We start from the raw sequence: 24,754 nt of genomic DNA on the forward strand, positions 1-24,754 counted from the left end.
AGTAGGAGAGCGTCGGGTTCACCGGCGTGCACGGGGAGGCATCGTGATGTTGTTGGGGTTGAACGCTCGGTGCGATGCGCAGCGGACGGGGGGATTGCGCAAGTGAGCGCCTTCCCATTTTCGCGTGCGCAGCAGGGCCTCTGGTTCGCTCAGCAACTCGATCCGAATGTCCCCCTCACTGTGGCCCAGTATGTGGAGGTCCGCGGGGTGCTCGATGTCGACGCCCTGATCGCGGCCACCGACCGCGGGTGCCGCGAGCTGGAATCTCCGTTTGTGCGTCTGGTCGAAAATGAGGGCGAGCCTTACCAACTGGTAGATCTGACGTTCCCTGATGCCCTCGTCTACCGTGACCTGCGTGGATGCGGCGATCCCGTCGCCGAGGCGCACCGGTGGATGACCGCGGAATACAGTCGGCCGCTGAATGTCTTGACCGACCGACTGATTACGGCCACGCTGCTGCATCTCGGCGAGCAGCACTACTACTGGTTCTCATACGCGCATCACCTGGTGATCGACGGCCACGGTGCCATGGTGCTGACCAACCGGGTAGCTGAGCTGTACACGCACCTGGTGAACGGAACCGAGCCGCCGCCGTCAAAGGCGCTGGGCCTGCGGGAACTCTACGAGGGCGAGGCGGATTACCGCTCGACCAGCAGGTTCGCGAATGATCGGGAATACTGGGCCGAGCGGACGGCCGGGCTGCCCGAGCCGTCCCGGCTCACCGATCGGGAGGCCGGCCTCTCCGTGCCGTCCCGCCGGGTCAGCCGCTTGATGGACACCGAGGTCGCAGACCGGATCGGCAGCCTTGCGCGCAAATGGAATTCGTCCGACGTTCCCGTGGTGGTGGCAGCCTTCGCTGCCTACCTCGCGCGGATGACGGGAAACGCCGACATCGTCCTGAACTTTCCCGTCTCGGGGCGCACCACCGCCGCCGCGCGTCGCTCGACCGGCATGGTGTCGAACGTCGTTCCCCTGCGCGTGCAGGTCGAGCGCTCCGATGGCACCGAGGACCTGGTGCGGCGCGTGCAGCTGGAGCTGACCGGCGCCCTGCGTCATCAGCGGTACCGGTACGAGGACATGCGCCGTGACCTGCGGGTTTCCGGGATGCGCAGCAGCTTCGGACCCACGGTCAACATCATGATGTTCCACAGCGAGATCGTGTTGGGCGACGTGGTCGGCGAGCTCACTCTGCTGTCGTCGGGCCCGGTCGACGACTTGTCGCTCAAGCTTTACCCGGCGGTAACCGGGAGTGCCACCCGCGTCGACTTCGAGGCCAATCCTGCGCTGTACGGCGAGGAGGAACTGCAGCGGCACCACTCCCGGTTCCTGGACTTCTTGGCGGTCTTCGTCGACGCCGCACCGGATATGGCAGTGTGCGAGCTCTCCTTGCTCACCGACGACGAGCAGGCCGCTTTGGTGCCATGCGCCGGGCCGGCCGCCGCCCGGCCGGTGACTTTGGTCACATTGCTGGATGCGGGAGTGGGGAATCCCGACGCGGTCGCTCTGCGGCAGGGTGGCCTCGACGTGACGTACCGGGAACTGGACGATCGTTCAACTCGGTTGGCGCGCAGGTTGATTGGTTCGGGTGTGGGGCCCGAGGATCTGGTGGCGGTGATGCTGCCCCGATCGGTCGAGTACTTCGTCGCGCTGTGGGCGGTGGCACGATCCGGCGCGGCATTCGTGCCCGTCGATCCGAGTTACCCCCCTGCGCGCGTGGCGCACATGCTGAACGACTCCGGGGTCCGCACGGTGATCGCCGACTCGGCGGACGAAGTCCCGGCGGGTGCCCACTGGGTGGATATAGCCGACCTCGACGGCGACACGGCCCCGATCACGGACGCCGACCGGGTGCGGCCGCTACACGTCGACCACGCCGCCTATGCCATCTACACGTCCGGTTCCACCGGTACCCCCAAGGGCGTCACGGTTACCCATCGTGGATTGTCGAGTCATGCCGCGGCACTCCAGCGGCTGTACGGGGTGGACGCCACGTCCCGGGTGCTGGCCTTCGCGTCACCGAGTTTCGACGCGTCGGTCCACGAGGCGCTCTCCGCATTCACGGCCGGGGCGACACTGGTGATTGCCCCCGCCGACGTGTACGGCGGCGAGGAGCTGTCCGACCTGCTGCGCCGCGAGCGGATCACCCACTGGACCACCACCCCGGCGGTGCCCGCCCTGATCGACCCTGTTGCGCTCGACGACTTGCGGGTGCTTGCCGTCGCGGGTGACGTGTGCCCGCCGGAATTGGTGTCGCGGTGGGGTTCGGGGCGCACGCTGCTCAACCTGTACGGCCCCACCGAGGCCACCGTGTGGTCCACTGCCGCCGGCCCGTTGGCCGCGGACGATCCGGTGTCGATCGGTGCCCCCATCGACGGCACATCGGTGTTGGTGCTCGACGCGTCGTTGCGGCCGGTGCCGGTGGGCGTGGTGGGCGAGCTGTACCTGACGGGTTCCGGCCTGGCACGCGGATACCTCGGACGTGCGGGGTTGACGGCGGAGCGGTTTGTGGCAAACCTCTTCGGCGATCCGGCCGCACGTATGTACCGGACCGGGGACCTGGTGCGGTGGAACACCTCACACGCCCTGGAATTCGTCGGTCGCGTCGACGATCAGGTGAAGATTCGCGGGTTCCGGGTGGAGCTCGGTGAGATCGACGCGGTGCTCGCGTCCGCGCCCGGCGTCGATACCGCGGTGACGGTGGCCCGCTCCGCGGCGGGTGCGCCGATGCTGGCGTCGTATGTACAAGGTGCGGGGGTGGATTCGGCTGCCGTGCGGGCGTTTGTCGCCGAACGCTTGCCGCGTTTCATGGTGCCCGCGTCTGTGACGGTGCTGGACGAGCTGCCGTTGACACACAGTGGCAAGGTGGATCGGGCGGCGCTGCTCGAGGCGGTGTCGCCCGCTGAAGAGTCGCGTGAACCGCGGACTCCGGTGGAGCAGATAGTGGCGGACGCGGTGGCCGAGGTGCTCGGCGTGCCTGCCGTGGGCGTGGACACGGATTTCTTTGCGTTGGGCGGCAACTCGCTGTCTGCGACCCAGGTGGTGTCCCGGTTGTCGGCGGTGGCCGGCGTGCGCATCGGAGTCCTGGATCTGTTCGAGAACCCCACGGTGTCGGGGCTGGCCGCCCTGATCGCCCACGGGGGACTTTCGGGGACAGGAAGCCCGCGTCCAGCCCTGGTGGCATCTGGTGTCGAAGGTCCCGCGCCGTTGGGACCCGAGCAGCAGCGGCTGTGGCTGATCAACCAGATGGACCCGGCCGCGGACCCGTACGTGATCGCGTTCTCCGTCGACCTGGACGGCCACCTGGATGTGGATGCGTTGCGGTCGGCTCTGGTGGATGTGTTCGATCGGCACGCGCCGCTGCGGACCGTTCTCCCGTTGGTTGACGATGCACCCGTGCAGGTGATCACCGCCGCTTCGGTAGACCTGACGCCGGTGCCGGTGGAGCCCGACACGGTCGATCCGGCGGTGGCTGCGGTGGCCGCGGTGGCGGGTGGCGGGTTCGACCTCGCTGCCGAAACACCGATGCGCCTGAGGCTGTTCCGGATCGCACCCGATCGGCACCTGCTCGCGGTGGCGGTCCACCACATCGCCGTCGACGGGCTGTCGTTTGCCCCGCTGGCCCGCGACCTCACCGCTGCCTACACGGCACGGCTGACCGGCCAGGCCCCCGCCTGGGCGCCACTCCCCGTGCAGTACACCGACTACGCGGTGTCGCAGCGCGCCGTGCTCGGCGATCCCGCCGACCCCACCAGCCTGGCAGCACGCGAGCTGTCCTTCTGGGTGTCGGAGTTGGACGGGATGGACGCCACGCTGCTGCCCACCGACCGTCCGCGCGTGACGCCGGACGCACGGGCCGAGCAGGTCGACTTCGAGATCTCCGCCGAACTGCACCGCGCCATCGAAGCGGTGGCGCAGCAGATCAACGCGACACCCTTCATGGTTCTGCACGCCGCGCTGGCGGTGCTCCTGCGCACACTGACCGGCAGCGCAGACACCGCGATCGGAACATCCGTCTCCGGCCGTACCGACCCCGCGGTGGACGATCTGGTGGGCATGTTCGTCGGCACAGTGGTGCTGCGCGCCCGCGTCGACACCGGGTCGACGTTCGCCGAGCTGCTGGCCTCGGTCCGTCGCGGGGACCTGCGCGCGTTCACACGCACCGACGTGCCGTTCGACCGGGTAGTGGATGCCGTCGCACCCGAACGCTCCGACGATCATCACCCGCTGTTCCAGGTGATGCTGGCCTACCAGAACTTTGTCCCCACCGAACTGGCGCTGCCCGGCCTCACCGCCCGAGCGCGGCCGAGAGGTTCGAAGGCACGAGGATTCGACCTGGACATCGACGTGGAGGAGCTCGGCTCCGGGAACGGGTTGAGCGGGTCGATCACATACCCGACCGCGCTGTTCGACCGCCAGACCATCGAACGATGGGCGGATCTGCTGCAGCACATCCTGAGTTCGGTGGCCGCCGACTCGGCGGTGGTGGTGGGCGACCTGGATCTGATTGCTCCGGCCGACCGCGCAGCACTGGTGCCCGCATCCGGTCCGGCGGCGATGCCTGCACGGACTCTGCCCGACATGTTGGATGCCGGGCTGAGTTCCGGGGGCACAGCCCTGCGGTACGAGGGCGTCGACGTGACCTACCGCGATTTGGATCGTCGCGCGAACCGTCTGGCACGGCAGCTGATCGACCGTGGCATCGGACCCGAGGATCTGGTCGCGGTCATGGCGCCTCGATCGATCGAGTCGGTGGTCGCCCTGTGGGCGGTGGCGCGAGCGGGTGCGGCGTTCGTACCGATCGATCCGGGATATCCGGCCGAGCGGATCGCCCATATGCTCGCCGACTCCGCGGTGAGGGTGGCCCTGGCCGCCGATGCGGCAGTAGTGCCGGGCGGCATCGCCTGGATCAGTACGGCCGAACTGTCCGGGGACGGCTCACCCATCACCGACCGCGACCGCGTCCGTCCGCTGCGCGTGGACCATCCGGCATACGTCATCTACACCTCCGGGTCGACCGGAACCCCCAAAGGCGTCACCGTCACTCACCGCGGTCTTGCCGCAATGGTCGCCGCGAATGCCCAATCCCGGCAACTGGACGAGAACTCACGGGTGATGCACTTCGCGTCGCCGTCGTTCGACGTCTCCGTCGGGGAACTGTTGCTGGCGTTCACCGCCGGGGCCACCCTGGTGATCGCGCCTCCGAGCATGTACGGCGGCGACGAGCTGACCGAGCTGTTCCGGCGTGAACGCGTCACGCACTTCCTCACCACCCCGACCGTGCCGGCGCTGATGAACCCCGAAGGGCTCGACCACCTTCGCGTGCTCGAGGTGTGCGGCGAAGCCTGCCCTCCCGAACTGGCGGCCCGCTGGGCGCCGGGCCGCACCATGATCAACAGCTACGGCCCCACCGAAACTACCGTCGTGTGCACCAGTGCCGAGCCGCTGCGTCCGGGCGTGCACATCACCCTCGGCCGGCCGTACGCGGGCACCGAGGCCGTGGTGCTGGATGAGCGGTTGCGGCCGGTGCCCGTGGGTGTGGTCGGCGAGCTGTACCTGTCCGGCGAGTGCCTGGCCCGCGGATATCACGGCAAGGCGGGGCTGACGGCGGAACGGTTTGTGGCCGGCGCCTTCGGTGCCCACGGTTCGCGCATGTACCGGACCGGTGACATGGTGCGGTGGACGGCGTCTCACGAGTTGGAGTTCGCGGGCCGCACCGACGATCAGGTGAAGATCCGTGGCTTCCGGGTGGAGCTCGGCGAGATCGACGCGGTGCTCGCCCAGTTCCCGGGCGTAGGCACAGCGGTGACGGTGACGCGCACGGCGGCATCGGGCGAGTCGGTGCTGGCGTCGTATGTGCACGGCACGGACGTGGACTCGGCCGCGGTGCTGGCGTTCGTCGCCGAGCGGTTGCCGCCGTACCTGGTACCGGCGTCGGTGACGGTGCTGGACGAGGTGCCGCTGACGCGGAGCGGGAAGCTGGATCGGACGGCGTTGCCGGAGCCGGCAGCGGTCGACGCCCCGTCTCGGGCGCCGCGCGGGGTGCTCGAGGAGCTGGTGGCCGGGGTGGTGGCCGACGTACTCGGTGTGCCGTCGGTGGATGCGGATGCCGATTTCTTTGCGCTGGGCGCAAGTTCACTGACGGCAACCCGGTTGGTGTCACGGTTGGGTGCCGCGTCGGGTCGACGCGTTGCGGTGCGTGAGGTGTTCGAGGCGCCGACCGTCGCACTGCTCGCCGCACGCATATCCGCCGATCGGGTGTCGCGTCCGGCACTGGAGCGTTCATCCGAGGAGGGTCCGGCGCCGTTGGCGCTCGCCCAGCAGCGGTTGTGGTTGCTGGACCGGATGAACCCACGGTCAGCCGACTACCTCGTGCCGTTCGCGGTCGACCTGGACGGCGATGTGGACGTCGACGCCCTCGCGGCGGCGGTGCGGGATGTGGTGACGCGGCACGAGCCGTTGCGCACCGTGTTCCCCGACACCGATTCCGGTCCGGTACAGGAGATACACGCAACGCAACTGGATCTGACGCCGGTAACGACGGGTGCCGAAGGCGTGGACGCTGCGATCGCCGCCCTCGCCGGGCGGGGTTTCGACCTCACCGGTGAGGCGCCGGTGCGGATCCGGATCTTCGAGCGCGCGCCCAGAAATTACACGGTGGCGGTGGTCGTGCACCACATCGTGATGGACGGGTTGTCGTTTGCGCCGCTGATCCGTGACCTGGTCACGGCCTACGAGTCGCGGCGGGCAGGGCGCTCGCCTGCCTGGGCCGAGCTGGCGGTGCGGTACTCCGACTACGCGCGGTGGGAGCGGGAGGTGCAGTCCGCGTCGGCGCAGCAGGATCTCGAGTTCTGGATCGCCGAGCTGGACGGGTTGCCGGAACGGCTGCCATTGCCGACCGACCGGCCCCGCACTTCGCCGGGTCAACTGACCGCCGGTGAAGTGCCGTTCAGGATGGATGCCGAGTTGCATCTCGCGGTAAACGCACTTGCACGCACACACAACTCGACCACATTCATGGTGGTACACGCCGCCCTCGCGGTGGCGCTGTCGGTGGTGAGCGGCAGCCATGACCTTTCTGTCGGCACACCCGTGTCGGGGCGCACCGATCCGGCGCTCGACGATCTGGTGGGGATGTTCGTCGGCACCGTGGTGTTGCGCAGCCGCGTCGACCCGCAGGCCACGTTCGCGGATTTCCTGGCGTCGGTGCGGACGGCGGATCTGGCGGCGTTCGCGCACGCCGATGTGCCGTTCGACCAGGTGGTCGACGCGGTGGGACACGACAGGACCGGCGGTCACACCCCGCTGTTCCAGGTGATGTTGGCCTACGAGAACTTCACTCACGGTGAGGCGGTGTTCGACGGTGTCACCGTCCGGGACCGCGGCGTGGCGAGCACGGTCAGCCGATTCGACCTCGAGGTATCGATCCGGGAACTGCATGGCGAGGGCGGAGTGGCTGCCGGACTCGACGGCGAGATCAGGTACCCGGTCGAGCTGTTCGACCACGCGACCATCGCCCGGTGGGCAGGCCTGCTGCAGCGGGTCCTGGGTGCGGCGGCCGCAGACCCTCTGGTGGTCGTAGGTGAGATCGATGTGATCGATGCTGCCGAGCGGGCGGCGTTGGTTCCCCTCGCCGGTCCGGCTGCCATGGAACCCGTGACGCTCCCGGAACTGCTGCGCGGTGATCTCGAGGGCGTGGCGCTGCGTTTCGAGGGGTCGGACACCACGTATCGGCAGCTCGATGTGCGGGCCAACCGTCTAGCACGCAAGTTGATCGGTCTGGGGGTGGGACCCGAGGATCGGGTGGCGTTGATACTGCCGCGGTCGGTGGACTTCGTGGTGGCAGTGTGGGCGGTGGCCCGGACGGGTGCGGCTTTCGTACCGGTGGACCCCGGCTACCCGGCGGAGCGTGTAGTGCACATGCTCGTCGACTCGGGTGCGACGATCGCGGTGGCCGCGGACGACTCGGTGGTGCCCGCGGGTGTGGACTGGGTAGACGCGGCGGATGGGGCCGGGGATTCGTCTGCGGTGACCGATGCCGATCGGGTGCGGCCGTTATCGGTGAATCATCCCGCATACGTCATCTACACGTCCGGCTCCACGGGAACACCCAAGGGTGTCGTGCTCACGCACGCCGGTCTGGCGAGTCATGCGGCGGCGTTGCGCAGGATGTACGGGGCATCCCCGCAGTCGCGGGTGCTGCAGGCGGCGTCGCCGTCGTTCGATGCGTCGATTCATGAGATGTTGGTGGCGTTCACGGCCGGTGCGACGCTGGTGATCGCCCCGCCGGGAGCGTTCGGCGGGGACGAACTGAAGGATGTGCTGCTGCGTGAGCGGGTGACGCATTGGACGTCGACGCCGGCGGTGCCGGCATTGATGGACCCGAGTGGGCTCGAGAGTCTGCAGCTGTTGGCGGTGGCGGGCGACGTGTGTCCGCCGGAGGTGGTGTCGCAGTGGGGTGCAGACCGCACGGTGCTGAACCTGTACGGGCCGACCGAGACGACGATATGGGCGTCGTCGACGGAGCCGTTGCACCCGGGCACATCCGTGACGATCGGCCGGCCGATCGAGGGTGCGTCGGCGGTGGTGTTGGATGCGATGTTGCGCCCGTCGCCCGTCGGCGTGGTCGGTGAGCTGTACCTGTGGGGCCCGGGAGTGGCACGCGGGTATCTGGGGCAGCCGGGGCTGACGGCAGAACGGTTTGTGGCCAACCCGTTCGGCGATCCGGCAATCCGTATGTATCGGACCGGGGACCTGGCGCGCTGGAGCGCCGGTCACGAGTTGGTGTTCGTGGGCCGCGCCGACGATCAGGTGAAGATCCGAGGGCTGCGAATCGAGCTCGGTGAGGTAGACGCGGTGCTCGCGTCCGCGCTCGGTGTCGACACCGCGGTCACGGTGGTGCGTTCGGTGGCGGGTGCGCCGGTGTTGGCGTCGTATGTGCACGGCACCGAACTGGATTCGGATGCGGTGCGCGCGTACGCGGCGCAGAAGTTGCCCCGCAACATGGTGCCCGCGACGGTGACTGTGTTGGACGCGGTGCCGTTGACTCCTAGCGGCAAGGTGGATCGGGCGGCGCTGCCCGCGCCCGAGGTGCCGGCATTCGCGTCGCGGGCCCCGCAGACCCCGGTGGAGAAGTTGATCGCCGATACCGTGGCCGAGGTGCTGGATGTGTCGGTGGTGGGTGCGGACACGGATTTCTTTGCGCTGGGCGGCAACTCGCTGTCGGCGACGCGGGTGGTTTCCCGGTTGTCGGCGGTGTCCGGGGTGCGTATCGGCGTGCGGGAGTTGTTCGAGAACCCGACGGTCGCGGGGTTGGCCGCGCTGATCGCCGAGGGCGGGGAGCAGCGTCCGCCGTTGGTGGCCCGCGGCCCCGACGGTCCGGCGCCGCTCGCCCCGGCGCAGCAACGGTTGTGGTTGCTGGGCCAGCTCCACCCCGGTTCGGCCGCGTATACCGTGCCGTTCGCCGTCGACCTGGACGGCGACCTGAATGCCGAGGCGCTGCGGTCGGCGCTTGCCGACGTGGTCGAGCGGCACGCGGCGCTGCGGACCGTGTTCCCGGATACAGAAGTCGGCCCGGTACAGCTCATCGCGCCCGTCTCGGTGGACCTACCCGCGGTTGCGGTGGACCCGGACGTCGTCGAATCCGCGGTGGCCGCGGTCGCGGGTCGCGGGTTCGACCTCACCACCGAGCCACCTGTGCGTCTGGCCCTGTTCCGGCTCGCGCCCGATCGGCACCTACTGGCGGTGCTGGTGCACCACATCGCGGTCGACGGACTGTCGTTTGCCCCGCTGATCCGGGACGTGGGAGTGGCGTACCGGGCGCGCTTGGCCGGCTCGGCCCCCGACTGGGTAGCGCTGCCCGTGCAGTACACCGACTATGCGGTGTGGCAGCGCGAGCTGCTCGGCGACCCGGACGACCCCTCCAGCCTGGCTCGCCGCGAACTGAACTATTGGACAACCGCATTGGCCGGCATGCCCGCGCTGCTGGAGTTGCCGGCCGATCGAACGCGTCCGGCGACCGATCAGCTCACCGCAGGTTCTGTGCCCTTCGCTGTGCCGTCCGAGCTGCATCAGATGCTGGAAAATTTGGCTCGCGAACAGAATTCGACATTGTTCATGGTGCTGCATGCGGCACTGGCCGTGTTGCTGGCCAAGCTGACCGGCTCCGACGACTTCGCCGTCGGCACTCCCACGTCCGGTCGCACCGATCCGGCATTGGACGACGTGATCGGGATGTTCGTCGGCACTGTTGCGCTGCGCACCCGCATCAATCCGCGGGCGACGTTCGCTGAGCTGTTGGCATCGGTGCGGGCGACGGACCTGGCGGCGTTCGCGCACGCGGAGGTGCCCTTCGACCAGGTGGTCGACGCCGTGGCCCCCGCCCGGTCGACTGCGCATCACCCGCTGTTCCAGGTGATGCTGGCGTTCGAGAACTTCCACGACATCACCGAGGTGTCCCTGCCGGGGCTCACTGCCCGTGGTCGAGAGATGGGAACCGGAATCAGCCGTTTCGATCTCGAGGTGTCGGTGCGTGAGGAGCGGGCCGACGACGGCACGGCAGCCGGCCTGGATGGGGTGTTCACCTATCCGAGCGAGATGTTCGACCGCGCCACCGTCGCATCATGGGTGCAGCGGCTGCACCGGGTGCTGCGCGCCGTGAGTACCGACCCCGATGTGGTGCTGGGCGCCGTGGACGTGCTGACCGCTGACGAACGTTCCGCGGCGGTCGCGAGCGTCGACGGGACGGCGCCGGACGCCGTGTCACTGGCGGAGCTGTTCACGCAGCGGGCTCTGGAACGCCCCGATGCGGTGGCCGTGACGTTCGGCGAGCAATCGCTGACCTACGCCGAACTGGACGAGCGCTCCGCCGGGGTGGCGTCGGTGCTGATCGACGCCGGCGTGGGTGCAGAAGACGTAGTGGCAGTGGCGGTATCGCGGTCGGTGGACCTGGTGGTAGCGCTGGTCGCAGTGGTGCGGGCCGGCGGCGTGTACCTACCCGTGGACGTGGACTACCCGGTCGAACGCGTCCGGTACCTGCTGGCGGACGCGTCACCGGTGGTACTGGTCTCCACGGTGGCCGACGCACAGCGGCTGCCGGAAGTGTCGTGCCCCACGATGCTGATCGATCGGGCAGCTCCGCTGCCCGGGCGCCTTGTCGGTAGCCAGAGCTACCACAGGGGCGCACGGGCACGAGGCGCATATCTGATCTACACCTCCGGGTCCACCGGACAGCCCAAGGGTGTGCTGGTCTCACACGCCAATGTGCTGTCGCTCCTGGCGAACACGAGCGCCGACTTCGAGTTCGGCCCGCAGGACGTGTGGACGATGTTCCACTCCTATGCCTTCGACTTCTCCGTCTGGGAAATGTGGGGCGCGCTCACCACCGGCGGCCGACTCGTGCTGGTGGACCACTACGTGGCCCGTTCACCCGGCGAGTTCCTGGACCTCCTCGTACGCGAGCGGGTGACCGTGCTCAACCAGACGCCGTCCGCGTTCAGCCAGCTGGCCGAACACGCCGACATCGACCCGGCCGCGGACGACGACCTGGCCGTGCGCCTGCTGATCTTCGGCGGCGAGGCCCTCGATCCGGCGATGGTGTGGCCGTGGCTCGAGCGGCACCCCGGTGTGCGTGCGGTCAACATGTTCGGCATCACCGAAACCACCGTGCACGTCACGCGGCATGACCTGACTGCGACGGATATGTCTCGCGGAAACATCGGGCGGGCGCTACCGGGACTGCACACCTACGTGCTGGACGCCTCGCTGCGCCTGGCGCCTCCCGGCACAGTCGGAGAACTGTACGTGGCAGGTGCACAGGTGTCGCGCGGGTACCTGGGCCGTACCGGGCTGACGGCGCAACGGTTCGTCGCTGATCCCTTCGGCCATGGTTCGGTCATGTACCGCACCGGTGACCTTGCCCGGTACCGCGTCGACGGGCAGCTGGACTACATCGGGCGCGCCGACGCCCAAGTGGAGCTGCGCGGCTACCGCATCGAACCCGGTGAGATCGAGGCGGCACTGCTCCACCACCCCGACGTCGACCGTGCCGCGGTGGTGCTGCGCGACACCGTGATCGGCGAACAGCTCGTGGCGTATGTAGTGGCCGACGCTGATCCGGCCAGCCTGATCAGGCACCTCCGCGCGGCGCTGCCCGAGCACCTGGTGCCCGGATCGGTGGTCCCCCTCTCCGCAATCCCGCTGACCGCCAACGGCAAGCTCGACCGGCAGGCGTTGCCCGATCCGGATCTGGCCGTCGACGGCGTGGACGCCGGGGGGCACGCTGCGCACGGCCCCATCGAGGACGTGGTTGCCGGGGTGTTCGCCGAGCTGCTCGGCGGCATCGACGTGGGCGCGCGGCACAACTTCTTCGACCTGGGCGGCAACTCGATGATCGCCACCCGTGTCGCCGCCCGGGTCAGTGCCGTCTTCGACACCGATGTGACGGTGCGTGATGTGTTCGAGGCGCCCACCGTCGCCGCGCTCGCCGTCCGCGTCGAGGAGCGGGCCGGCGCCGGGCGTCGGCGTCCCGCTCTGCTGCCGGCCACGATCGACGAACCTCTGCCGCTCTCTCCCGCTCAGCAGCGGATGTGGATCGTCAACCAATTCGACACCGGCGCAGCCGGATACAACCTTCCGCTCATCGTGCGACTCGACGGCAACCTGGACGCGGACGCTCTTGCTTCCGCGGCCCGGGACGTGGTGGAGCGGCACCGGACGCTACGCACCGTCTACCCCGCCGCCGCGGACGGGGTCCACCAGGTGCTGCTCGACACCGATGGGGTGGAGCTGGACCTGACACCCGTCGCAATCCCCGACCATGCCGTGACCGCGCACGTGCGCGCACTCGCCGAAGCGGGCTTCGACGTCGCCGTGGAGCAGCCCTTGCGGGCGCGGCTGTACCGCACCGGCCCTCGCGCCCACGTGCTCGCCCTCGTCGTACACCACATCGCGGCCGACGCATGGTCGCTGAACCCGCTGGTCCGCGACACCATCGTGGCGTACCGTGCACGCGCCCTGGGCCGCGCACCCGAATGGCACCCGCTGCCCGTGCAGTACAGCGACTACAGCGTGTGGCAACGCGCGATGCTCGACGGCTCCACCGACGACACACAACAGCAGTACTGGCTCGACACATTGGCAGACCTGCCCGAACAGGTGACGCTGCCCCTCGACCACCCGAGGCCCGCGGAGCCGTCCGGCCGTGGCGCGGCGGTTGCGGTGGAACTGGACGAGCGACTGCACGACGCGCTCGCCGCGTTGGCGCGGGCCGGGCGGGCCACCACGTTCATGGTGCTGCACGCGGCGCTGGCAGCCCTGCTTTCCCGGTACAGCGGCAGCCGCGACGTGCCGATCGGGACGGCTGTCGCCGGACGCACCGACCCACAGCTCGACGACCTGGTCGGCATGTTCGCCGGCACCCTGGTGCTGCGCGCGGACGTGGACCCGTCCGCCACCTTCGCGGAGCTGCTGGCCCACGTGCACGAGCGGGACGTGGCGGCATACACGCACGCGGACATGCCATTCGAGACGTTGGTGGAGCTGCTCAACCCTGCGCGCTCGGCGTCACATCATCCACTGTTCCAGGTGGCGCTGTCGATGCAGCGGCACCGGTCCGGGCACATCGCGCTGCCGGGGTTGAGTGTTACTCCGGTGGCGCTGGCCGCGGAGTGGGCGAACTTCGACCTGCAGCTCACGGTCACCGAACCCGCGCCAGGCGGTCGGATGCACCTCGACTTCGGTTACAACGCAGACCTGTTCGAACCATCGACCATCGAGAGATTTGCATCCCGGTTGGTGCAGTTTCTCGAGGCGGTGACATTGGACGACGGCGTGACGGTGGGCGACATAGACCTGTTGGACGCCGACGAGCGCTCGGCGCTGGTGCCGTCCTGTGGGCCCGATGCGCCCGAACCGCTGTCCATGCAGCAGATCTTGACGCGGGGTGCGGTTCTCGTACCGGACGCGGTGGCGGTCCGGGCCGCCGACGGTGAGCTCACCTATCGTGAGCTGGATGCGCGGTCGGATGCCCTGGCGCGAGAACTGCAGGCGCTCGGTGCAAGACCCGGTGACCCGGTGGCATGGGCGGTGCCGCGATCAGTCGATTCGGTGGTGGCGTTGTGGGCCATAGCGAAGACCGGCGCGGCGCCCGTACTGGTCGATCCCACCCTGCCCGCGGCCCGCATCGAGGTGATGCTGGCGGCGTCGATGGTCTCCGTGGGGGTGGGCGCACCCGACCTCGGTGGCGGCGTGACATGGCTCGATGCAGGGGCGCGCCCATCCGCCCCGGAGGGCGCATTCGCGTGCCCCTACGTGCACCCCGACCACCCGGCGTACGTGGTGTTCACCTCCGGGACCACGGGCACACCCAAGGGGGTGGTGGTGACCCAACGCGGCATGGCCGCCCTCGATGCAGACCTGGCGCACCGGTACGGAGCGGGGCCGGGGTCACGGATGCTGCGCCGCGCCGCGGCCGGATTCGACATGGCACTGCTCGAGGTGCTGGTGGCGGGCGCCTCTGGAGCCACCCTGGTGATTGCGTCGGACACCGAGTTCGCCGGCCCAGCTTTGGGCGACCTACTCGAGCGCGAACGCATCACCCACGCCTGCATCACCCCCACAGCGCTCGCGACCCTCGGCGACCGTGCGCTGCCGGACCTGCGCGTGCTGATGTCCGGCGGCGAACGACTGGGCGCCGAACTGGTCGACCGCTGGGCGCCCGGGCGGCGGATGTTCAACGGGTACGGCCCTGCCGAGGCGACCATGTACGCCGTCAGCTCGAATGCGTTGGTGGCGGGGGAGCCGGTGTCGATCGGCGCACCCGTCCACGGCGTGCGGGCGCTCGTGCTGGATCAGCGGCTGCGGCCGGTGCCCGCGAGCGTCCCTGGTGAGCTGTACCTGGCCGGTGATGCGCTGGCCCGCGGATACTCCGGGCAGCCGGGGCTCACGGCGGAACGGTTCGTCGCTGGTGCCGGTACATCCGACAACCCGGGTGCGCGAATGTATCGGACCGGCGACCTGGTTCGGTGGCGCTCCACCCCGGACGGCTACGTCCTGGACTATCTGAGCCGCAACGACTCTCAACTGAAGATCCGCGGCGTCCGCATCGAACCCGCTGAAATCGACGCCGCCATCGCCCGCGTGGCGGACGTCGACTTCGCCGCCACCGTCGTGCACACCACCCCGGCCGGCGCCGAGGTCCTCGCGTCCTACGTGCTGCCGCGCGGCGAACTGGACGTGACAGAGCTGCGGCGCCGGTTGGCCGCGCTACTGCCGTCGTACCTGGTGCCCACCACGGTGGTGGTGCTCGAGTCGACGCCGCCCACCGTGAACGGCAAGCTGGATGTGCGCGCGCTCGGCGCCTTGGACGGGTGGACACCCCACCTGGGCGTCGAGTTGGATGAGCCGCCCGTCACCGACACCGAACACATAGTCGCCGCGGTGTTCGCCGACCTGCTCGGGGCGGCGGAGGTGGGACGCGGCGCGCACTTCTTCGACGCCGGCGGAAACTCGCTGCTCGCGACGCAGTTGACGGCGCGGCTGGCCGAGACGGTGGGCTTCACGGTGCCGCTTCGCACCCTGTTCGCGCATCCCACGGTCGCCGAACTCGCCGCGGCCCTCGACGGCGCCGTGCCGGAGGCGGACCTGCGTCCCGCTCTGGTGGCCAGGCCGCGGCCGGAGCGAATCCCACTCTCTCGCAGCCAGCACCGCATGTGGGTGCTGGGCCGGAACGATCCCGCCTCCGCCGCCTACAATCTGCCTGTCATGGTGCGGCTGGACGGCCCGCTGGACGCAGCCGCCCTGGCCGCGGCACTCGACGACGTCATCGCCAGGCACGAGATACTGCGAACCCGGTACCCCCTGCTTTCCGGCGAGTTACCTGAGCAGGAGATTCTGCCCGGCCCACCGGTCGACTTGATGCCGGCCGACGTGGCCGCGCCCGAACTTCCAGGCGTGTTGGCGCAGCTCGGCTCCGCGGGCTTCGACCTGACCCGTGACCTACCGATGCGCGCGCGGTTGCTGCGACTCGCACCGCAACGGCACGTCCTGGCCGTGACCATGCACCACATTGCCGCCGACGGCTGGTCGCTGACCCCGCTGGTGGCCGATGTGTTGACGGCGTACGAGGCCCGCCGCTCGGGCACGGCGCCGCAGTGGGCGCCGCTGCCGTTGCAGTACGCCGACTACGCGCTGTGGGAGCAGGAGTTGCTGGGCGGCGGATACGCCGCGCGGTGCGTCGAACATTGGCGACTGGCGCTGGAGGGTGTCGAGTCCTCGGCGCTGCTGCCCACGGACCGACCCCGAACTGTGGCAACGTCCGATCGGGCTGGGGTAGTCGGGTTTCGGGTGTCGGCCTCGGTGCAGAAGGCCGTACACCGGCTGGCCGCTGCTCAGCACGCGACGCCCTTCATGGTGCTGCACGCTGCGCTGGCGGTCCTGTTGGCGCGCATCAACCCAGCGCACCGCGACATCACCATTGCCACCGCCGTCGCCGGGCGCGGCGACCGAGCACTGGACCCGATGGTCGGCAACTTTGTGAACACCCTCGCTCTGCGCGCGCAGGTGGAGCCGGACATGCCGTTCACCGGGCTGCTGGCCCAGGTACGCGACTTCGACGTGGCCGCATTCGAGCACGCCGACGTGCCGTTCGAGACCATCGCCGGCCTTCTCGGTGGGCGAGTCCCGCAGGTGGCGCTGGCCCTGCAGAACCTGGCCGCGCCCACCGTCGAGGTGGCCGGGCTCACGGTGCATGCCGAAGAGTTCGACACCCGCACAGCGAAATTCGACCTGCACTTCACCTTCAGCGAACAGTGGGACGGCGTCGAGCCCGCGGGCATGGACGCTGCCGTGGCATACGCCGCCGACCTGTTCGACCACGCGACGATGCGCTCGACGGCGGAACTGCTTGGGCAGGTGCTCGATGCGATCACCGTCGATGCCGAGATTGCTGTCGGCGACATCGCGCTGACTGCGGCGGAGACCCTGGTGGGCGTGGGGCCGGCCGAGAAACGCACCCTCGCCGAGATCCTGACGGCCACCGCGGCCGCGCATCCGGACAACCACGCAGTGACGGACGGTGCGCTGACGCTGACGTACCGGGCGCTGGACGAGCGGTCCAGCGAGCGGGCGCGGGAGTTGACGGCCGAGGGAATAGGCCCCGGCTCGGTGGTGTCGATCACCGCGCCGCGGTCGGTGGACTTCGTGATCGAACTGTGGGCGATCACCAAGACCGGCGCCGCATTCAGGGCCTCCGGCACCATGCGCCCTTCCGGCAGTCCCGACTACCGAGAAGACGCGCAAGGCCTGGCCTATGTTGTGTACACCTCCGGGTCGACCGGTACCCCCAAGGGCGTCGCCGTCACCCACCGCGGACTCGGTCCGCTCGTCGCCGAGGCCGTACGCCGCTACCGGGTGAGCCCGGAAGACCGGGTGCTGCACGGATATAACCCCGCTTTCGACGCCGCCCTACTCGAGATGCTCCTGGCCTTCGGCTCGGGCGCCTGCCTGGTGGTGGCCCCTGCAGACGTGTACGCCGGCCCGGAGCTGCAGCGGCTGCTGGTGGAGCAGCGCGTCACCCACTACCTGTCGACCCCCGCCGTTCTCGCGACCCTGGACCCTCGCGGGCTCGACGCACTGCGCGTGGTGGCCGTCGGCGGCGAGGCGCTCAGCCGCGAGCTGGCCACGACCTGGTCGGCCGGCCGCCTCATGCTCAACGCATACGGCCCCACCGAGTCGACGGTGGTCGCGACGCTCACCGAGGTGGATGCGCAAGTCACTATCGGCACGCCCATACCGGGCACCACCGCCACGGTGCTCGACGATCGTCTGCGCCCCGTGCCCCTCGGCGGTGTCGGCGAGCTGTACCTCGCGGGGGCAGGGCTTGCGCAGGGGTATATCGACGATCCCGGTCAGACTGCGGAGCGATTCGTGGCGGCGCCCGACGGCGCGCGCAGGTACCGCACCGGCGACCTGGTGCACCGGCGCGCGGACGGCGCCCTGTCCTTCATCGGTCGCGTGGACCGGCAGGTCAAGGTGCGCGGCATGCGCATCGAGCCCGCCGAGGTGGAGGCGGCACTGCTCAGGCTGCCCGGGGTGGACCAAGCGGCTGTGGTGCTGCTGCGGTCCGACCTCGCGGCCTTCGTGGTCGGCACGAACCTCGACCCGGAGTCGCTGAGAGAGCAGCTGACCGAGCAGTTGCCCGCATACCTGGTGCCGCCACGGATCGTGGTGCTCGAAGCCTTGCCGTTGACAGCCAACGGCAAGCTCGATGCCAAGGCGCTGGACGCAATCGAGGACCGTTCGCCGGCCGTGGACCCTCGCACCGTGACCGAGGAACTGGTGGCCGGGGTGTTCGCGGACCTCCTCGGCGGGATCACCGTCGGCTCCCAGCACAGCTTCTTCGAACTCGGTGGCGACTCGCTCTCCGCCACCGCAGTCACCGCCCGCCTGTCCGCGGCATTCGGAGTGGACGTGCCCGCCCGAGTGCTGTTCGAGAACCCCACCGCGGCCGCGCTGGCCCGGTGGCTGGATCATCCGCCGAGCGTCACCCCACGCCCCCCGTTGGTGCCTCGAGACCCCGACGCGCGGATACCGCTCTCGCCGACGCAGCAGCGTATGTGGCTGCTGAGCCGCATGGACCCAGACGCCGTCGTGCACAACATGGTATTCGCGACGCGGCTCGACCCTGCCGTGAATCCCGAGCTGCTGACATTGGCCATCAGCGATGTGCTGGAACGGCATTCGGCGCTCCGCACGGTATTCCCGGAAGACGAGGAGGGACCGCACCAGGTCATCCTGCAAACCCCGCAGGCGCTTGCCGACCTGCACCCGGTGACTGGCGCGGACGTGACGGCCGAGGTGGCGGAGTGGGGGCGGCGCCCGTTCGACCTCACCACCGAGGCGCCGGTTCGAGTACGGATCTGGGCCGAGGAAGGCGGCGGATACGTGATCGCGGCGGTGGTGCACCACATCGCACTGGACGGCGGATCGATGGAGCCACTGCTCACGGACCTCGCGGCGGCCTACCACTCTCGATTGGAAGAGACCGCACCGCAGTGGGTTCCGCCCACCCTGCCGATCGACTATGCAGACTACGCCGTGTGGATGCGCCGACTGCTGGGTGACGTAGCCGACCCGTCCAGCCTCGCCAACGCTCAACTCGAGCACTGGGCGCAGGTCCTCGACGGTGTCGGCACCCCGCTACCGTTGCCGACGGACCGCCCTCGCCCGCCGCTGCCCAGCCGGGCCGCCGACAGCGTGGAGTGGACGGTGGACGCCGATCTGCGTGGTCGACTCGGCGAACTGGCCCGCAAGCGAGGCGCGACCATGTTCATGGTGTTGCACGCGGCGCTCGCGGTGCTTCTCGCGCGCCAGAGTGGACAGTCCGACGTGGTAGTGGGCACGGCAGTGGGCGGACGGCCCGACCCCGCGCTGGACGGGCTGGTGGGAATGTTCGCCGGCACCGTGGCGCTGCGTACCGAGGTGGTTGCGCCGCAGCCCTTCGCGGACCTCCTCGACCACGTCCGCGGTGTCGACCTCGACGCCCTTGCACACGCCGATGTGCCGTTCGACGACGTGGTGGCGCGGCTCGCCCCGCAACGGTCTCCGGCCTACAACCCGCTGTTCCAGGTGATGCTGGCATACCAGCGCGCCGCGCAGCGACCGTTCCCGCTGCCCGGAACGAGCGTCGACGAGTACGCGGCGGGTTCGCCGACCACCGAGTTCGACCTGGTGTGGGATGTGAACGAATCAGCCGACGCGCTGACGGTGCGGTTGGTGTATTCCATCGATCTGTTCGACGAGCCGACGGCTCGAGGGTTCGTTCGGCGCTTCGCACGCATCCTCGACGCGGCCGTGACAGACCCGTCGACGCCGGTCGGGGACCTCGACATGCTCACCGACACCGAGCACGCCGAACTCGTGCGGGGCCCCCGCCGATCGCATGCGCCGCGCACCCTCGCAGAGATCTTCGAAACCCAGTTCCGCGCCACACCATCCGCTGTCGCGGTGGTGGCCGATGGCGAGCAGTGGACCTACCGGGAACTGGACTGCCTGGCCAGCCGGTGGGCGCGGGCTCTCGCGTCGCGCGGTGTCGGTCCCGAGGACGTGGTGGCCGTCGGGACACCACGCGGGTGGCACTGGGTGGTCGCAGTGTGGGCCGTGGCCAAGGCAGGCGCGGCCTGGGTGTCGCTGGACCCTACACACCCCGCGGAGCGACTCGAATTGATGCTGGCCGACTCGCACGCGGTAGTCGGGCTGACCATCCGCGACGTCGCGGACGGTCTTCCTAGGATAGTCGATTGGTTGCGCCTGGACGAGGAACCGGTGGGCGACGCGGACCCGGTCCCGGCGGCCGTGGACAACCCTGCTTACGTCATCTACACGTCCGGATCCACGGGGCAGCCGAAGGGTGTAGCCGTGCCGCACGGGGGTGTCGTCAACGTGGTGGCCGCGCACCGAGCCGTCTTCGGTGACGAGCCTGTGCGGGTACTGCAACTGGCATCGCAGACGTTCGACGCCTCACTGTTCGAGATGCTCTTGGCGATCGCCGCCGGCGGCGCACTGGTGATCGCTCCCGCATTCACCTATGCCGGAGCAGAACTGGAGCACCTCATCGATCGCGAGCAGATCACCCACTTGATCGCGACCCCCACCGTGCTGTCGTCTCTGGACCCGGAGAATCTGAGCCCGCGGACCGTGATGTCCGTCGGCGAGGCATTGACCACCGAGCTGGCAGCGCGATGGTCACGCCGGCACCGCCTGTTCAATGCGTACGGGCCTGCGGAGTTCACCATCCAGGCCTCGCTCGCCGGCCGGATCGAGCACGGACCGGTCACCATCGGCGGTGTCATAGACGGTGCGATTGCACTCGTCCTCGACTCGCGTCTGCACCCGGTGCCCGACGGTGTGCCCGGCGAGTTGTACCTGGCGGGTAGCAGCGTGTCGCGGGGTTATGTGAACCGAAGTGGGCTCACCGCAGCACGATTCGTGGGCCACCCCTACGGCAAGCCGGGCGAGCGGATGTACCGCACCGGTGATGTGGTCCGCCGCCGGCCCTCGGATGGTCAACTCGAATATGTCGGGAGGGCGGACCGGCAGATGAAGGTGCGCGGAATCCGGGTGGAGCCGGCCGAAGTGGATGCCGCGCTGCTACGGCATCCGCACATCAGGTTCGCCGTCACCGTCCCACACGTAACCCCAGGTGGTGAGACGGTTTTGGCGTCCTACGTAGGCGGAAAGGCGAACCTGGCGCCCCGGGCGGTGCGCGAACACGTTCGGGGGTTGCTGCCGCGGCATCTGGTGCCCTCCGCCGTGACCGTTCTGGACCGGATGCCGGTGCTGCCGTCGGGCAAGTTGGACGAGAACGCTCTGCCCGAGCCCGACTTCGGCGCCTGGACAGGCGAACCCGCGCTGCCCTCGGGTGACCTGGAAGAGACCATCGCGGAAGTGTTCGTCCAGATGCTCGGCGCCGAGACGCTGGACGCCAAGGTGGTGCCCGCGGACGAGAGTTTCTTCGCGCTCGGCGGAACCTCGATGGGTGCGGCGCGGGTGGCGGGCGAACTGCGTGAGCGGCTGGGCCGCGACGTGCCGATCGAATGGATCTTCATCGAGAACACGATCCAGCGGCTGGCAGCGCGGATCGAGACCGGCGGCCACGACGACCCCGCGGGGGAGCGGGCGCTGGACACCCTCGTCGAACTGCACCCGGGCCGCATGGACTCGGCGCCTCTGTTCTGTGTGCATCCGCTCAGCGGTCTGGCCTGGTGCTATGCGGGGCTCAGCGAGCACATTGGCGACCGACCGTTGTATGGTCTGCAGGCCACCGGCGTCGCCGAACTCCCCGAGACCGTCGCCGACCTGGCAGCCCGATACGTCAGGGCAATCCGCGAAGTCCAACCCGACGGTCCGTACCACCTGCTGGGCTGGTCGCTGGGTGGCACCGTGGCCCACGAGATGGCCGTTCAGCTCCGCGAGGTGGGCCAGCAGGTGGCGGCGCCGGCGCTCCTCGACACACTGCTGTCGGAGCATCAACTGCCCGAACCGGCGCCGCCGAGCATCGCCGAGCTGCTCGAGGGGTTCGGCGTACCCACACCACACGAGTCGCTCACCCTCGAGGACGCCGCCACCGTGCTGCATGAACATCACCCGGCGCTGGCCTTCGTCACAGCGGACCGGCTGCGGCACTTCACAGCCCTGATGGAGCGGCTCGAGCAAATCGCCCACACGCACCAACCCCGGTTCTTCGACGGTGACGCCGACCTGTTCCTGGCCGCCCAGGATCTGGACCGGCATCCAAACCTGCCGGAGGCGTGGCGTCGACACATCGGCGGCGCCGTCATCGAGCACCACATCGACACCACGCACTCCGCTATGGCGGAGCCCGGGCCGCTGGCGGCGATCGCGAGGCTACTTCGGAGAGCGGAGGGCGGACCGGTGGAATGACGCTCCGTCAGCCGACAGCGATACCGGTCCGTACCATATAGCCGAGTTGTCGGGTCAATATGCAAGGCAAAGAGCAACAGGAACGCCACCATTTCGGTGGTCCAGGTCTCGAGGGGAGACTCGATAATGGAACTGCAAGACTATCTGCGCATACTGCAGGCCCGGTGGAAGATCATTGCGGTCACGACGGTGGTGGCGATCCTGGGGGCGCTCGGCGCCTCACTGCTGACAACCCCGATCTACGAGGCGTCGACGCGGATGTTCGTCTCGACGTCCTCGGGCGCCTCCGTCAACGAGATCTACCAGGGCAACCTGTTCTCGCAGCAGCGCGTCACCTCATACACCAAGCTGCTCACCGGTGACACGCTCGCCCAGCGCACCATCGACAAGCTCGACTTGAACATGACCGCGCCACAGCTCGCCTCCCAGGTGAAGGCGACGTCGGCGCCCGACACTGTGCTGATCGACGTCACGGTCCAGGATCCCTCGCCCGAACGCGCCCGCGACATCGCCAACGCCTTGTCCGACGAGTTCGTCGTCATGGCCCGGGAACTGGAGACCCCGGAGAGGGGCGGCGCTCCGGCAGCGCGTGTCGTGGTCGAACAGCAAGCACAGACGCCGTCGATTCCTGTCTCCCCGAAGACGCTGCGAAACCTGGCGTTGGGTGCGGCGGTCGGCCTGCTCCTGGGCATCGCACTCGCCGTGGTGCGGGACCGTCTCGACAACACCGTCAAGGATCGGCGCACCGTGGAAGAGCTGGCCGGCTCCGCGTTGATCGGAACCATCCCGTTCGACAAGGATCGGCAGACGCAGCAGGCCATCAATTTCACGGAGGGGCACTCGTCGAGTGCGGAAGCCTACCGGGAGCTTCGCACCAACCTCCAGTTCCTCGAAGTCGACAACCCGCCCCGAATCATCGTGGTCACCAGTTCGCTGCCCACCGAAGGCAAGACGACCACAGCGATCAACATCGCGCTGGTCCTGGCCGAAGGCGGCCACAGAGTATGCCTGGTCGAAGGCGATCTCCGCAAGCCGCGGGTATCCAAGTACTTGGGCATCGTCGGTTCGGTCGGTCTCAGCAGCGTGCTGGCTGGCCAGGCCAACCTCGACTCGGTGTTGCAGCCGACCCAGTATCACGGGTTGACCGCGCTCGCGTCCGGCCCCATCCCGCCCAACCCGAGCGAACTCCTCGGAACCGACACCGCCCGTAAGGTTCTCGAAGATCTGCGGGAACGCTTCGACTACGTCATCATCGACGCGTCGCCCTTGCTTCCGGTCACAGATGCCACCGTCCTGACTGCGATGTCCGACGGGGCGCTCGTCATTGCCCGGCACGCCGAAACCAGGCGTGATCAACTCACCCGTGCTGTAGGCAACCTGCACAGCGTGGGAGCCACCATCCTGGGCACGATCATCACGATGACACCGAGCCGGGGCAGGGGCGTGTACGAGTACAAGTACTACTACGAGACCGACAAGTCACTGCCTCAGATGCAGAAGGCACCCGTGCCGAGTCCACAACTGGCCACTGTCGGCGCTCCCGCGTTCCCGACGGCGCCGCCGTCACGGACCCATGCTCCGAACGGGAACGGCGGTAACGGAGGAAACGGTCACCACGGCCCCACATACCCGGAACCCCAGGCACATCAGGTGCTCGAACAAGAACATGACACCGACTGGGTCGACCAGGTGAATCCGTCTACGCCGGGCGCAGCGCAGCCTCCCGCGCCGCGCCGCGCCCGGCGATATCGCGAAGACGTGGAGGGACAGTCAGGGCCGGACGGTCCGCGTCAGTAGTCCCAGCAGTTCCGCGATCTCGGACCCGATGGCCAGGAAGGTGTCTTCGTCCTTCCCTATCGGGTCCGAGATGTCTTCAGGTGTCACCTCAGGCCTGTGCTTGGGACGCGCCGCCGCCAATTCGGCAACCGTCTTCGCCTCCGCAGCGACGGCAAGCCGCGCGGCCTCCTTGAGCGTGAAGGTCTTCTTCAACTGTTCAGGTGCCAGAGCCAATACCTTGTCGCGCTGACGCTCGGTCATGGTGAGCACGAGGTCGGCGTCCACCGTGAGATCCTCGGTGAGCCGCCGCGCCGTGAATCCGCTGGGGTCGCCCCCGAGGCCCTCGAGGACCTGTGCCGCGGTGGGTTCCATCGGATGACCGACCATGGCCCGCGTACCGGCACTTTCGGCAGTGAGATCGGTGATTCCGAGCTCCTCGGCAAATGCCGTTGTGAGGCGCTCAGCCGTTGGGGAGCGACAGACGTTTCCGGTGCAGACGAAGAGAACATGCATGGGCGAAGCATAAGGTCTCGGTCCGCAC

Annotated in this window: 3 protein-coding genes; 2 read left to right on the top strand and 1 reads right to left on the bottom strand. The window is 68.9% G+C overall.

Annotation, left to right across the window (positions count from 1 at the left end):
- Positions 1 to 102: 102 nt before the first annotated feature.
- On the top strand, positions 103 to 22,437 hold the full coding sequence (locus MLGJGCBP_RS15165) for a non-ribosomal peptide synthetase (RefSeq protein ID WP_160096583.1): 22,335 nt from the start codon (positions 103 to 105) through the stop codon (positions 22,435 to 22,437).
- 126 nt (positions 22,438 to 22,563) lie between these two features.
- Entirely contained in the window at positions 22,564 to 24,234 is a 1,671-nt protein-coding gene (locus MLGJGCBP_RS15170) for a polysaccharide biosynthesis tyrosine autokinase (RefSeq protein ID WP_160096585.1), read from the top strand.
- Here the strand turns inward: MLGJGCBP_RS15170 and MLGJGCBP_RS15175 are convergent.
- Positions 24,208 to 24,726 (bottom strand): arsenate reductase/protein-tyrosine-phosphatase family protein, encoded by a 519-nt coding sequence (locus MLGJGCBP_RS15175; RefSeq protein WP_160096587.1) that lies wholly within the window; start codon positions 24,724 to 24,726, stop codon positions 24,208 to 24,210. The genes MLGJGCBP_RS15170 and MLGJGCBP_RS15175 overlap by 27 nt on opposite strands.
- Positions 24,727 to 24,754: the final 28 nt, after the last annotated feature.

The organism is Rhodococcus sp. T7, from assembly GCF_009872365.1.
Taxonomy (GTDB): Bacteria; Actinomycetota; Actinomycetes; order Mycobacteriales; family Mycobacteriaceae; genus Rhodococcus_F.